Below are 13,634 nucleotides of genomic sequence, written 5' to 3'. Positions count from 1 at the left end.
TATTTTTTTTGTTTTTTGTTCTGTGTTATATAACATGGACATTGAATTTTGCAATTGTCATTGTTATTATTTTTTTATTTTAGGCTTTTCAAAGTTTCATTGATTTTATCAAAATCCTTTTCAATAGCACGATACAATACAATTTTTCCTGTTTTGTCTACAATGATATATCTCGGAATCCAATCCAGATCAATTGCTTTTCCAAAAAGGCCTTTCATTCCATCATTCATCATAAAATGATCACCTTTTAATTCATGTTTTTCAATTCCTGCTTTCCATTTATCAGCTGTTTTATCAGCAGAGATAAACAAGTACGAAACATCAGGATTGTTGGCTTGTAATTCTTTTAATTGCGGCATCGCTTTTACACAGTCACCACACCATGAAGCCCAAACTTCGATAACCAAAGTTTTACCTTTGTATTTTTTTAAAATATTTTTGAAAGTAACCTGACTTTCATCAGTTGCTAATAATTTTTCAGACAAAGCTTCTTTAGAAAAACTTGTTTTCTGAGCTTGTGAGCATGAAAATGTAATAAAGGCAATTACAACAAGGGCTAATTGTTTCATACGTAGATACTATTTGTTTTTTTTAATTCTAATTGAAGACCCTCTTTATACTTATTAATTATTAGGTTTTAAAATCCTAATGATTTCAGGTAATAAAAGATCATCAACAAAGTTAAACAAACAAATTGAATGAGAAATGGAGATTAACAAAAATTGAACAGTCCTGTGTTTTATAACAAAAGATAAAGTTTAGGTTAAAAAACCGAGAGTGAAATCGTAATAGTAGAGCAATGAAATACGAATTTTGAACTATTTTTTGATTTAATTAAAAAACAGATCACAAAAAAGTTTTGTTTTAATTTAAAAACTTCTCGTTTTAGACCAAAAAAACGTCTGGAAAAAGTCTTTTTCAGGAAAGGAATTCCTTGTATTTTTTTTCAAAAATAAGAATGAAAATAGTAATGTAATTTATTTTATGAAGTTAGTCAAGAGAGGCCAGAACATTATAAACGCCTGATGTTTTATCCCGTTTAAATGTTGTATTGGTAATCGCTATATTTTTATATTCAAAATCTAAACCTTTTTTTACCAAAATGGCGTCTACATGAAGTTCAAAAATACTTTTGTCGCCCACATTTACAGAATAATTGATATTGTCACTTTCTCGTCCCACATTTTCAAGAACGATTATGTTTAAATTGTTATCAGATACAAAATGATGTTTGACCAAATCGTTAGAATCCAGATTTTTTACAGTGATTTTTTTCGGGTCCAATGTGTTGTTCGAGAATACATTTTCTCCGTTATGATCTAAGATCTGAAAAGCAAATGTTTCCGGTGCTGTGAGATTATCTGTAATATCAGCTTGACTATTACATCCAATAAATAAAAAAATAAATACGAGGCTCGACAATTGTTTCATAGTTATTGATTTAAATTAACAATTTCTAAGATTAACAAAAGGTACGGCTTAAAATTTATATTTTTTAGCAGAGAATATTATTTTAACGTATTTTTTAGTTTAAATTATGATTGCATTTGGTTGCTTTTGCCGGGTATAATTCATTAATATGTGTTAGGTAAATATTCAAATTCTATTTGTTTTTAAATAAAAAAAACACCAATTCAACTAGAGAAGAATTGGTGTTTCTGAATTTTTAGTTTTGATGTCTTATAACTTCAAATCCTGAATATCATTATAATGAACTTTTTGAATTATAGTTCCGTTTTGTATCACAACAATGCTAGGATTTGCTCTTTCTACTGTTTTTAAAGCCGTAGCGTCACAGAAATAAAAATCAGCATCCAAACCATATTGTTTCTTCGCTTTTGCAATTTCATCAGCTCCAGAAGCTGTCATTCCAATTACTTTGTATCCTTTTGCTTTCGCATCTTTGCTTACAGCTTCTAATTTTTTCATTCCGTCAGGATTAGATAAAGCCAAATCATACGTTACGAAAACTAGTAATTTAGGTTCTTTTAATAATTCTTCTTTATAATCAGAATCTTCTTTCACCATAGTGAAATCATGAATTGGCGGAATATAACCTTCTGTAATTATTTTGTCTTTTCTGTCTACAAAAGTCGCTCCCTCAGGAATATTGGCCAGATCTTTTTCGGTAAATTCTTTGTCAACTCCATTTACTTTGTAGATAAAAATCATTTCAACTACAGATTTTGGCGCGCCTTCAGGAATTTCCATTCCTTTCTCGATATTCGTTCCCACTTTGTAAGGACGGAAATCTTTTATCGGATTATGATTTAAAACCCAAACGGCCATGAAAATACACAATACAACACTCGCGTAAGTAATAATATTGGTTACAGGACTTGAGAATAAAGGTTTTACTAATTTTTTATTGATGAATAAAATCAGAATAAAGAATAGTAAAACGATATCTTTTGTAAACGATTGCCAAGGTGTTAAATGCAAAGCGTCTCCAAAACATCCGCAATCTTTTACGACATCAAAATACGCAGAGTAGAAGGTAAGGAACGTAAAGAAAACGATTAATAGCAATAAAGCCCAAATCGTTAGTTTTGATTTGTAACCCACCAATAACATAACGCCCAAAACAACTTCAAGAATTACTAAAAAGATCGCTAATCCTAAAGCCAACGGCTCTAAAAATGGCATATTAAAAACCGGTTCGCTAAAGTATTCTGCTAATTTATAAGAGAATCCAACAGGATCATTCAGTTTAATTAATCCGGAAATAATAAATAATACTCCGACAAATAATCTTGAGAATTGGGTAATGATGTTTTTCATATTGTTTAAATTTAAAGTCCAAAATTCTAATTTTAGGTTTGGAATTTGGAATTTATTTTTTGGAATTTGATTTTTATTTTATTGGTTCAAGTATCAATGCAAAAACAGAATAATTAATCATATCCTGATAATTGGCATCAATACCTTCAGAAACTAAAGTTTTACCTTTATTATCTTCAATTTGCTTTACGCGAAGTAGTTTTTGCAGAATCAAATCGGTCAATGAACTTACGCGCATATCACGCCAGGCTTCGCCATAATCGTGATTTTTGGCTTCCATTAACTCTTTGGTTAATTTTACTTTCGCATCATATAGTTCAGTTGCTTGTTCTACACTTAAATCAGGCTGATCTACAACACCTAATTCTAACTGAATCAAAGCCATAATCGAATAATTGATAATCCCGATGAATTCTCCTTTTTCATCTTCATCAACTTTACGCACATCGTTTTCTTGTAAACTTCTAATTCTTTGTGCTTTTATGAATATCTGATCCGTAAGTGATGGCAATCTTAAAATGCGCCATGCACTACCATAATCTTTCATTTTATTGATGAATAAAGTACGGCAAACCGTAATTACATTATCAAATTCAAGGGAAGTATTCTTCATTTATTGCTGTATATTTGCTAAAATTTCTTCAAAAATAAGGATTAAATTAAAGAGTTTCAAGTTTCAGGTTTTCTTTGTTTCAAGTTTTTTCTAAACAAAGTGTTAACGGCGGTAACTTGAAACTAAAAATAATGTAAAAGTTTCAGGTTTCAGGTTTTCTTTGTTTCAAGTTCAGGCTTGTGCAATCGAGATTAACCTGAAACTTGAAACAAATAAAACTTGAAACAAAATGTTTATTAACTGCAAAGGCCAACTTATTGATTTGTCAGTTCCTAAAGTAATGGGAATTTTGAATGTTACGCCAAACTCCTTTTTTGATGGAGGAAAATATAAAAATGAAGGCGAGATTATCTCGCAAGTAGAGAAAATGTTATCCGAAGGCGCAACATTTATAGATATTGGTGCCTATTCAAGCAAACCAAGCGCTGAATTTGTAACAGAACAAGAAGAAATAGACCGAATCGTTCCTGCAATAGAACTGATTTTAAAACATTTTCCTGAAACGTTATTATCGATTGATACTTTTAGGGCTGCCGTTGCAAAAGCAAGTATAGAAAGTGGTGCAGCGATTATAAACGACATAGCCGCAGGAGAATTAGACGATAAAATGTTTGAAGTTATTGCTGATTATAATGTTCCGTATATTATGATGCACATGCGCGGAAACCCGCAAACCATGCAAAGTATGACTCAATATGAGGATATTGTAAAAGAAATGATGTTCTACTTTTCTGAAAAAGTAAAAAAAGCAAGAAGTCTCGGAATCAATGATTTGATCTTAGATCCCGGTTTCGGATTTGCCAAAACAACCGATCAGAATTATGAAGTTTTACAAAAAATGGAACTTTTTAATTTATTAGATTTACCTGTTTTAGCCGGAGTTTCGAGAAAATCTATGATTTATAAAACACTTGGTAATACAGCACAAGAAGCCTTAAACGGAACAACAGTTATTAATACAATTGCATTGACAAAAGGGGCAAAAATCCTTCGTGTTCATGATGTAAAGGAAGCTGTGGAATGTGTTACTTTGTTTAGTAAGTTGAATTAATATTTATCGATGATACGTTTATGGAAAAGCCAAATATTTTAAATACGTTGAACATACTTCAAAAAGTTGAAATCGGAGAAAACAGCACTTTTTTATTTTATTTTGGAGATATCCCTAATTGGACAAAAAATCAATTTGTCCATGGAATAGGCGATCCTGTAGATTTTTATGAAGTATTCGAAATAAATTTCAATTTGAATCATGAAGATATACTTAGTTTATATTGGAAAATTCGTAGATACGTTGGTGAAAAATTTCTCATAGCTTTTGATGAAAATAAAATGAATATCTGGAACGGAGAGATACACGAATATGAAGAAGAATGGAATTTTTTTGATGATTTAGATGATGAGATTTTAATTTTGAATTATTCAAAGTATAACGCCCCAAAAACCGCTCAAGATTGGAAAAATGATTACATTAAATTAGAAAAGAGATATTATTCATTATTAGAAGAAAAAATCTAGAACTAGATGATTTTCAAAAATTAAATTTTAAAGAATAAAAATGGTTTTAATTAAAAAATTATATGAAATACTTTAGCTTAATATTCATAATTCTTCTTTTCTCTTGTGAAAAAAAAGAAGACGTTTTACTTCCAAAATCAAACGTAACAATTGTGAAAGACGTACAAGATCATTCACCAATTTATATCTTTTTTAAAATAGAAGGAAAAGATACAATTGCTGATGTAAACAGAAAAAACAGTATTATTTCGACCAATTGGCTTTTCAATATCGATAAACGTTTGCCATTAAAACTGGTTATTCCGGAAGTAATAAAACTTCAGGAGAAAAAACGAGCTGATAGTGCACACAAAAACGAAAATGCCGAAAACTACTTTTCATACGCAGATTTTATCGGGAAGAATTTAGCTTTTTTACCTTTCACGAAAGTGTATTATAAAACAGAGAAACCAAAATCAGAAGGTTTGGTTATTTTCTTTAAAAATAATGAAACGGTTGAAGTTAATAACCAGGTTCTTAAAAAAGAAGAATTACTAAATTATATTGCAAGCCTTGATTTTGCGGTTAAACCTAAAATGCAATTCTGTTTTGATAAAAATATGATTTATGGATCTTATATTCAGGATAAAATTTTAGTTCAAAAACTGGAATCATTTGCAGAAGTAACAGAAGAATTCATCTTCTAAAACTGAATACTAATCCCGATAGCTATCGGGAGTGACTGAAAACTCTTCTATTGATGATGATAAGGTTCATTCCTTAAAATCGTAAATCCGCGATACAATTGTTCGATAAAAAATAATCGAACCATTTGGTGTGAAAATGTCATTAGCGAAAGCGAAATTTTTCCTTGCGCTTTGCTGTAAACCGTATCTGAAAATCCGTAAGGTCCGCCAATGACGAAAACAAGCGTTTTTATTCCGGAGTTCATTTTCTTCTGCAATTCTTCAGAAAAACCAACACTGGAGAAGTTTTTTCCGTTTTCATCCAATAAAATCAACTGATCTGTTGGGGTTAATTTCGAAAGAATCAATTCGCCTTCTTTTTCCTTTTGCTGGCTTTCAGATAAATTCTTTACGTTTTTGATATCGGGAATAATCTCCAAATCGAATTTGATGTAAAACGACAAACGTTTGGTATAATCATCAATCAAAGTTTGAAGTGATTTGTTATCTGTTTTGCCTATGGCGATAAGTTTGATATTCATTTTAATGTTTTTTTGCCACGAATTGCACGAATGCGCACGAATTTTGTAAATAATAATCTGTGTTAATCTGTTCAATCTGTAAAATCTGTGGGCAATTTTGCGAACTATTTTTTATTCTCAAAAACCGTTTCGAAATGTTCTACAACAGGAAACGGTTCGTAATAATGATGTAGAATTTTCTTCCATTCCAGATATGCTTCAGAGTTTCTAAAACCTACTGTATGATCTTCAAGAGTATTCCAGTCGACCAATAAAAGATATTTATTTTCGACTTCAAGACACTTTTCTAAACGATGTCCCAAATAACCATCAATTGATGAAATGTATTGACTTGCTTTTGCAAAATCTATTTCAAATTGATTTGATAAATCAGTTTTTACGTAAAGGAATGCAGCTTCTAAAATCATATAATTTTTTATTTTTTTCACGCAGATTTGGCAGATTTGAGCAGATTTTATTTTTGATATTTAGCATGAAAAAATCTGCGCTGATCAGCTTTAATCTGTTTAAAATCTGCGTGCAATTTCGCAAAGATTGGCCAGTTTTTAGTTCTTAGAAAATTTATCTTCAAAAGTTTTAAATCTTGTATCTAAATCTTTCGCTAATTGTTTTTTTACAGCTGCATCCTGAATAAAACTATAATTAATACTGTTGTAAACATATTGTTTTATCGTAGCGTATGAAACATCTGGATATCTTTTGGCAAGCAAAACATATTGTTCCGTCATATTAGTTCTTAAAATCCCCGCGTCGTCTGTACTGATTACGATTGGCACATTAAATTCTTTGTAAAGTGTAAACGGATGTCTGTTTTCTTTTACTTTCAAAATGAATTCGTTACTCGTTAAGTTAATCTCAATCGGAATGTTGTTTTTTGCCATATAACGCAATAAATCGTATGAATTTGCTTCGTATGCAATATCAACTCCATGACCAATTCTGTTTGCTCCGGCAACGTAAATCGCATCGTTGATATGCCAGGTTAAATCTTCGGGTTGAACCAATCCTAAAGTCAGTTCGCCAGCGTGAAGCGTATATTTTACCTCTGGATATTTAGAATGACAATATTTAAACATCAACATATGCAACCAATAATCTTTCATAGAATTTTCGCCATGTTCCGGAGAAACGATGTTTACACCCGCAACCAGTTTACTATCGTTTGCAGAGATAAATGCAATGGTAAGATTCTTGAATAAATCAACAGGATTCATAAAACGAAGCACAAAATTTTGATAACGCATAGTAAATTTGTCGTCGTCAATTTTTAAGTCTTTATGTAGTTTTGCTATAAAATTGTTGTTGAAATCTAAAGCGTATTTTTTAGCATCTTTCTTTTGAATCGATTTGTACAATTCGTCTAAAAGTTTCAAAACCGCTTTTTCATCTCTTTCAATGGCTGCCTGACGCAATTTCGAATTAAAATCGGTTAAATCTGAAACATTCATGTCACACGGAATCGTTGATAATTGTGTTTCGATATAACTTACATTTTCAGCAATGGCACGTTTTTTTAGTTCCAGCATTCCTTCTGCAAAATGTCCCTGAATAGTAGGTTCAAATTTTTGAAAAGAATCAAAAAACTGATCGTCAGAAGGAACGGAACCATTATAATCTTTAACCGACCAGGTTTGCATGATTTGCTGTTCGTAATAATCCAGTTTTTCGAGTTTTTTTATACTATCGAAATTTATCCAGTTTCCTTTTTCAGGTTTGGTTTCAGAAACTGCCAGAGTTTCTAAATTCAAATAAAAATTTTTTGCAATCGCTCTTTCTAAAAGAGGTTCTGCATAAACTGATCCTGAAAAATGATGGTGTAAATCGCCGCCTTTTGGCATTTGCTGAAAGAAAGCTGTTAAGAGAGCTTCGTTATTTCTGATTTTATTTAAATAATTTTCAGCCGTTTGAGAAAAGCCGATTTGTGCTATGAAAAAACAGAAAAGTGTAATTATCCTTGACATACTCTAAGTTTAAATTACATGCAAATATAATGGTTTTTGAGGAGATTTTAAAATTTGATTTTCTGGATGGGGATTTTACCGCAAAGAACGCAAGGTTTTTTATCTGTAAGATTTAATATAAACGCAAAGTTCGCAAAGCTTTACCTAAAAACTTTGCGAACTTTGCGTATCCCGATAGCTATCGGGATTGCGAACTTTGTAGTTAAAAAAACTTAGAACCTTAGCACCTCAGAATCTTAATACCTTTAAGAAAAAATCACATTATGATTTTCGGGATGGGGATTTTACCGCAAAGAGCGCAAGGTTTTTTATCTGCAAGATTTAATACAAACGCAAAGTTCGCAAAGCTTTACCTAAAAACTTTGCGAACTTTGTAGTTAAAAAAAAACTTAGAATCTTAGTGTCTCAGAACCTTAGTACCTTCAAGAAAAAATCACATCATTAATTTCTTCTACTTTATCAAAAACGCTTTTCGCAAAAGGACAAAGTGGAATAATTTTTAGATTATTAGTTCTGGCATATTCTACAGCGGCCATAACCAGTTTTTTACCAACACCTTTTCCGTTAAAATCAGGACTTACTTCGGTATGATCGATGATGAATTTAGAATCTCCAGCCCAGGTGTAGGTCATTTTTCCGGCTTCTATTCCTTCTTCTATGGCTTCAAAATAGCCTCTTCTTGTATCGTTTATTTGTTTGATTTCCATGATTATTTATACTAATGAGGTTTCTATTTTAATTGTATTTACAAGGGTTTTGTGAACAGGGCAGCTGTTCGCAATTTTCAAGATTCGTTGTTTTTGTGCATCATCTACGTCTCCTGTAATTAGGATTTTAGTTGTAAACAAAGAAACGGTATGCTCTTCATTTTTTTCAAAATCTACCCAAATACTAAGTTCTGAAACATCCCAGCCTTTGCGGTCAATATACATTCGTAATGTAATTAAAGTACAGGAAGCCAGAGACGAAGCCAAAAGTTCAAAGGGACTAAAACCTAAATTTTTTCCGTCCATTTCCTGCGGTTCATCTGAAATAAGAATGTTACCCGTTTTAGAGGTTATTTCGGTACGATATTTTCGTGTATCAATAGTTGCTTTAATTGTATCCATAATTTATTTGATTCTAGGTTGAGGTAAAGGCACAAATTCAGTTTCTCCCGGAACTTTTGGGAAAGTTTGTTCGGTCCAGTCTTTTTTAGCTTTTTCGAGTAAGTTTTTGTCTGATGAAACGAAATTCCAAAAGATAAAATGTTCTTCAGGAAACGGTGTTCCACCAAAGATATATACCGTAGAGTTTTCGGCTAATTCAAACTCGCATAAAGTGCTGTCGTTTGTAATCAGAATTTGCTTAGGATCATAAACATGTTCGCCACTTTTGATGCTTCCTTCCAGAATATATAAACCGCTTTCGCCGAACAAATGATTTCCGATATTTATTTTTTTAGCTTCGGTACTTTTAATCTCAATAAAATATAACGGACTATAAACAGGAACTGGGGATTTTTTTCCAAAGGCTTCTCCGGCAATTAATTTATAGGATACGCCATCTTCTTCCCAAGCCGGAATATCATCTGCTTCAACATGTGTGAAATTCGGTTCCATTTGCTCTAATTCTTTTGGTAAAGCCACCCAAATTTGCAATCCGTGAAGCATTTTGTCAGAATGTCTTAAATATTCAGGCGTTCTTTCAGAATGTACGATTCCTTTTCCGGCCGTCATCCAGTTTACAGCACCTGGTTTTATTTCCAATTCGGTTCCTAAACTATCGCGGTGCATAATGCTTCCTTCGAACAAAAAAGTCAAAGTCGAAAGTCCGATATGCGGATGTGGAGGAACATCCATATTTTCATGATCACTTAAATGTGCAGGTCCCATATGATCGATAAAGACAAATGGTCCAACAGCTCTTTTTTCACGGAAAGGCAATAATCTGCCTACCATAAAGTTGCCAATATTGGCAGCACGTTCTTCGATAATTAAACTGATATTTGACATGGTATTCGTTTTAGTTGAAGCAAAATTACAGTGGTAGTCACCATCTGTAACTTAATTTAGATTAAGAAAATTTGTTTCTGGTATTATTTATAAAAGTAAGAAATAGAATTATAAGGATTTCATTAGATTAAAAATATAACACGAATTTCACGAATTAACACAGATTAAGTGGTGAATATAGTATGAATTATGTGTTTTTTTGTCAGACTGAGCGAAGTCGAAGTCCCATATGCTGAATCACTTTGAGGGACTTCGAATTCGCTCAGTCTGACAATGCGGTTAAAGATTATTCGTTTCTCAGATTGATAAAAAACTAAAAAATCAATTAGTGATAATTAGTGAAATTTGTGTTTAAAATTTTAATCCGTAAGTTCAAATTCCAGTGCTTGACTTTCATTTCCATTAATAATAATAGACAATTGATGCATTCCGGTATGAAAAACTCTTGTAGTAATAATTTTGAAGGATTGATTTCTATCCATCTTAATTAATTGGTTGGGCTGATAGGTTTTCTCACTGATTTTAAAGACTTTTTTTGCCAAATGTCCTTTTGATTTTTTGTAATGAACAGCATATTCTAAACGAACAGTTTTAGCTTCGTTGTTTTTATTATTTAAATGAAATTGAAACTGCAAATAATCTCCAATCTTTACAACAGGAGTTTTAATTTCAAAATCAGAAAGTTCAATATTGGCGCTTTCTAAACCATAATGACTTAGTATTTCAGGATGTCCTTGTTTTAGTAAAGTACGAGCACCATGTTTGATGATTCCGTCTGTTTCTTTACTGTGATTTTTCCATTTATTGGCAATTTCTAATACAATCTGCGGATTATCTTTTGCAATATCATTCAGGTTATTGGCAACGCTTCTGCGCACATATTCCGATGGATCATTTTTCAGGTTTTCCAGAATTGGCAGGATAGAAGTTGGATCTTTCTTTAAGAACGGAATCGCCATTGCCCAGGGTAATCTTGGTCGGCTTCCTTCGCTTGATAATCTGCGTACGTGATGATTTTCATGCAGAGACCATTTTGTCATTTCGTCGATCATTTGTTCTTTGTACTTTAAAATAAAAGGACGAACGGCAAATTCGCAACTGATAAATTGAGTGATCGAAACAAAGGCTTTCGCCGAAGTTTTAAAATCGTCTAAGCCATACATTTCGATATAATCAGCAAAGAAAATAAAAGCCAGGTTACCATCAGTAAAATTATTTTTCTTCAGGCTTTCGATGATTTTATCAATTAAAACAACAGCTTCAGGAAAATTTTGTGGCATAAATTGATGCAACACAACCGTGGTGTGTTTCATACGTTCTTTCCATTCTTTTTGAGCAAAATCGCCTTCGTAAATCGTATCAATAAATTTTTGTTTATCGAAAGCACGATGTACTTCGGCCACAGCCTGACCAAATTTTTCGTAAAAAGTAACCGAGTAAATATCTTTAATTAAGCCCATGATCTTGTTTGAATGAACCTCAAAGATATTTAATGTTTTTTTGTTTTGAACTATTAAGTTTTTTGTTTTTTGAACCATTAAGATATTAAGTTGATAAAGAACGGTAGCTTAATTTTCTTAATATCTTAATGGTAAAAAAAAGACGTATTTTGCTGTTAAAAAATAAATTCACTTTAGTGTAGTTTTCAAATCCACAAAATATGTCCTACTTTAGCATCTCATAAAATTTAAGAAAAATGATTAGCGAAGTACAATTTCAAACCGAATTACAACTATTAATTAGCAATGCAATTCGCGAAGATGTAGGCACAGGCGATTATAGTTCATTGGCGTGTATTCCGGAAACGGCGCACGGTCAAGCCAAATTATTGGTGAAAGATCAGGGAATTATTGCGGGTGTTGCGCTTGCAAAAATGATATTTGAATATGTAGATCCAAAACTAAAAATCAAGACTTATATAGAAGACGGAACGCATGTAGAATACGGTGATGTTGTTTTTGAGGTTTCTGGAAGTTCTCAGTCTATTCTTAAGTCAGAAAGAGTAGTTTTGAACACCATGCAACGTATGTCGGCAATTGCTACAAAAACAGATTATCTTATGCAACTTTTGGAGGGTACAGGCGCTAAAATATTAGATACGCGTAAAACAACTCCAAATTTCAGAGTTGCAGAAAAGTGGGCTGTAAAAATAGGAGGCGGCGAAAACCATCGTTTTGCCTTGTATGATATGGTGATGTTAAAAGACAATCATATTGATTTTGCAGGCGGAATTACTTTAGCAATAAAGAAAACAAAGGAATATTTGAAAGCCAATAATTTAGATTTAAAAATTATTGTGGAAGCCAGAAATCTGGATGAAATTCGTGAAATCCTTTTAAGTGACGGAGTTCACAGAATCCTGATTGACAACTTTAATTATGAAGATACCAAAACGGCTGTTCAGTTAATTGGTTCAAAATGCCAGACAGAATCTTCGGGAAATATCAACGAAAAAACGATTCGTGAATATGGCTTGTGTGGTGTAAATTATATTTCATCAGGCGCTTTGACACATTCAGTTTACAATATGGATTTGAGTTTGAAGGCTTTTTAAGGAAGTTGTGAATTATGAATTTTGAGTTATGAATTTTAAACAATAAAAATCTAAACTCAATAATCTAAAATCTAAAATAATATTATGTCTCAAGAGATAGAAGATCGGATTGAAAAGATTCCTGTAGTGCGTTCTCTTGTCCGATTGTTAAAGAGAATCAAAATGCCTTGGCTCGAAGGTTTTTCGATATATGATTTGCTCGAAATGTATACTTTAGGAATTCTTGAAGGGGCATTTTCTTATCATGCGAGTGCCGTATCTTTTAGTTTTTTCATGGCCTTATTTCCTTTTACATTATTTATTCTAAACTTGATTCCGTTTATTCCGATAGATAATTTTCAGGGAGATTTTTTGCTGTTTGTGCAGCAAAGTGTTCCGCCAAATACGTACGATGCTATTAATAAAATTATTAGTGATATTTTAAATAATAGTCATTCGGGTTTGCTGTCATCAGGTTTTTTACTTTCTATTTTTTTGATGGCCAATGGTATTAACGGGATTTTAAGCGGTTTTGAATCTTCGAAACATGTTTTTGATAAACGAGGCTGGTTTAGTCAGTATTTAGTGGCGCTTGCAATATCACTTGTAATGACCATTATATTGTTTGTAACCGTGGCAACAATTGTAGTTTTTGAGGTATTCATTCAAAAAACAATTATTCAGGATGTGCTGAGCGATCGTATTCCGCTGATTATTTTGGGTCGATATTTGTTTGTTGTTTTAATGATTTTGATAACAACTTCAATATTATTGCGTTATGGTACAAAGCAATATAATAAAGTACCTTTTATAAGCATCGGATCTGTTTTTACAACCATATTAATTGTTATATCTTCGTTCTTTTTTGGGATTTGGGTTATAAAATTCTCAAAATACAACGAACTTTACGGCTCAATTGGTACATTATTGATTCTAATGTTTTATATTTGGATAAACTGTATGATTCTGCTTTTAGGGTTCGAATTGAATGCTTCTATCAGAAAATTAAAACAAAAAAACAAATAAT

Annotated in this window: 16 protein-coding genes; 5 read left to right on the top strand and 11 right to left on the bottom strand. The window is 32.0% G+C overall.

Annotated features, from left to right (window positions below):
* Positions 1–74 precede the first annotated feature (74 nt).
* The 4 genes from ACIDC4_RS02235 to ACIDC4_RS02220 all read right to left on the bottom strand — a co-directional run bounded on the left by ACIDC4_RS02235 (position 75) and on the right by ACIDC4_RS02220 (position 3,394).
* The gene (locus ACIDC4_RS02235; protein WP_173972903.1) at positions 75–569 is read right to left on the bottom strand and encodes a TlpA family protein disulfide reductase; all 495 of its coding nucleotides are present in this window, start codon (positions 567–569) and stop codon (positions 75–77) included.
* A 421-nt stretch (positions 570–990) separates the two neighbouring features.
* Positions 991–1,431, bottom strand: coding sequence for a hypothetical protein (locus tag ACIDC4_RS02230; RefSeq protein WP_412044783.1), 441 nt, complete (start codon positions 1,429–1,431; stop codon positions 991–993).
* A gap of 249 nt (positions 1,432–1,680) precedes the next feature.
* A complete protein-coding gene (locus ACIDC4_RS02225) occupies positions 1,681–2,781 on the bottom strand; it encodes a BT_3928 family protein (protein ID WP_412044782.1) in 1,101 nt (366 codons plus the stop codon).
* A 73-nt stretch (positions 2,782–2,854) separates the two neighbouring features.
* Complete coding sequence (locus ACIDC4_RS02220; RefSeq protein WP_208687006.1) at positions 2,855–3,394, bottom strand: DUF1599 domain-containing protein; 540 nt, start codon at positions 3,392–3,394, stop codon at positions 2,855–2,857.
* Positions 3,395–3,623: 229 nt separating this feature from the next.
* Here ACIDC4_RS02220 and folP point away from each other — a divergent pair, with 229 nt between their 5' ends.
* The 3 genes from folP (at position 3,624) to ACIDC4_RS02205 (ending at position 5,598) form a co-directional block, all read left to right on the top strand.
* On the top strand, positions 3,624–4,445 hold the full coding sequence (gene folP / locus ACIDC4_RS02215; protein WP_412044781.1) for a dihydropteroate synthase: 822 nt from the start codon (positions 3,624–3,626) through the stop codon (positions 4,443–4,445).
* Between the two features lie 20 nt (positions 4,446–4,465).
* Entirely contained in the window at positions 4,466–4,912 is a 447-nt protein-coding gene (locus ACIDC4_RS02210) for a hypothetical protein (protein ID WP_412044780.1), read from the top strand.
* 152 nt (positions 4,913–5,064) lie between these two features.
* Positions 5,065–5,598, top strand: a complete 534-nt coding sequence (locus ACIDC4_RS02205; RefSeq protein WP_412044779.1) for a hypothetical protein — start codon at positions 5,065–5,067, stop codon at positions 5,596–5,598.
* A 47-nt stretch (positions 5,599–5,645) separates the two neighbouring features.
* Here the strand turns inward: ACIDC4_RS02205 and rlmH are convergent, their stop codons facing one another.
* The 7 genes from rlmH to ACIDC4_RS02170 all read right to left on the bottom strand — a co-directional run bounded on the left by rlmH (position 5,646) and on the right by ACIDC4_RS02170 (position 11,534).
* On the bottom strand, positions 5,646–6,119 hold the full coding sequence (rlmH, locus tag ACIDC4_RS02200; protein ID WP_029269532.1) for a 23S rRNA (pseudouridine(1915)-N(3))-methyltransferase RlmH: 474 nt from the start codon (positions 6,117–6,119) through the stop codon (positions 5,646–5,648).
* 104 nt (positions 6,120–6,223) lie between these two features.
* Positions 6,224–6,547: an antibiotic biosynthesis monooxygenase family protein gene (locus ACIDC4_RS02195; protein WP_412044778.1), complete on the bottom strand. Its 324-nt coding sequence runs from the start codon at positions 6,545–6,547 to the stop codon at positions 6,224–6,226.
* Positions 6,548–6,664: 117 nt separating this feature from the next.
* A complete protein-coding gene (locus ACIDC4_RS02190; protein ID WP_412044777.1) occupies positions 6,665–8,080 on the bottom strand; it encodes an adenosine deaminase in 1,416 nt (471 codons plus the stop codon).
* A 422-nt stretch (positions 8,081–8,502) separates the two neighbouring features.
* Positions 8,503–8,787, bottom strand: coding sequence for a GNAT family N-acetyltransferase (locus tag ACIDC4_RS02185; RefSeq protein WP_412044776.1), 285 nt, complete (start codon positions 8,785–8,787; stop codon positions 8,503–8,505).
* A 6-nt stretch (positions 8,788–8,793) separates the two neighbouring features.
* Complete coding sequence (locus ACIDC4_RS02180; RefSeq protein WP_412044775.1) at positions 8,794–9,189, bottom strand: OsmC family protein; 396 nt, start codon at positions 9,187–9,189, stop codon at positions 8,794–8,796.
* A 3-nt stretch (positions 9,190–9,192) separates the two neighbouring features.
* Positions 9,193–10,074 (bottom strand): pirin family protein, encoded by an 882-nt coding sequence (locus ACIDC4_RS02175; protein ID WP_412044774.1) that lies wholly within the window; start codon positions 10,072–10,074, stop codon positions 9,193–9,195.
* A gap of 359 nt (positions 10,075–10,433) precedes the next feature.
* Entirely contained in the window at positions 10,434–11,534 is a 1,101-nt protein-coding gene (locus ACIDC4_RS02170; protein WP_412044773.1) for a DNA alkylation repair protein, read from the bottom strand.
* A gap of 236 nt (positions 11,535–11,770) precedes the next feature.
* On the opposite strand from ACIDC4_RS02170, the gene nadC reads away from it, so the two are divergent.
* Positions 11,771–12,628, top strand: coding sequence for a carboxylating nicotinate-nucleotide diphosphorylase (nadC, locus tag ACIDC4_RS02165; RefSeq protein WP_230037311.1), 858 nt, complete (start codon positions 11,771–11,773; stop codon positions 12,626–12,628).
* An 84-nt stretch (positions 12,629–12,712) separates the two neighbouring features.
* Positions 12,713–13,633 (top strand): YihY/virulence factor BrkB family protein, encoded by a 921-nt coding sequence (locus ACIDC4_RS02160; RefSeq protein ID WP_412044772.1) that lies wholly within the window; start codon positions 12,713–12,715, stop codon positions 13,631–13,633.
* Position 13,634 lies beyond the last annotated feature (1 nt).

Origin of the sequence: Flavobacterium sp. C3NV (assembly GCF_046825355.2) — a bacterium.
Taxonomy (GTDB): Bacteria; Bacteroidota; Bacteroidia; order Flavobacteriales; family Flavobacteriaceae; genus Flavobacterium.
The sequence above is the reverse complement of the archived record's forward strand: the minus strand, read 5'-3'. Positions and strand labels throughout refer to the sequence as shown.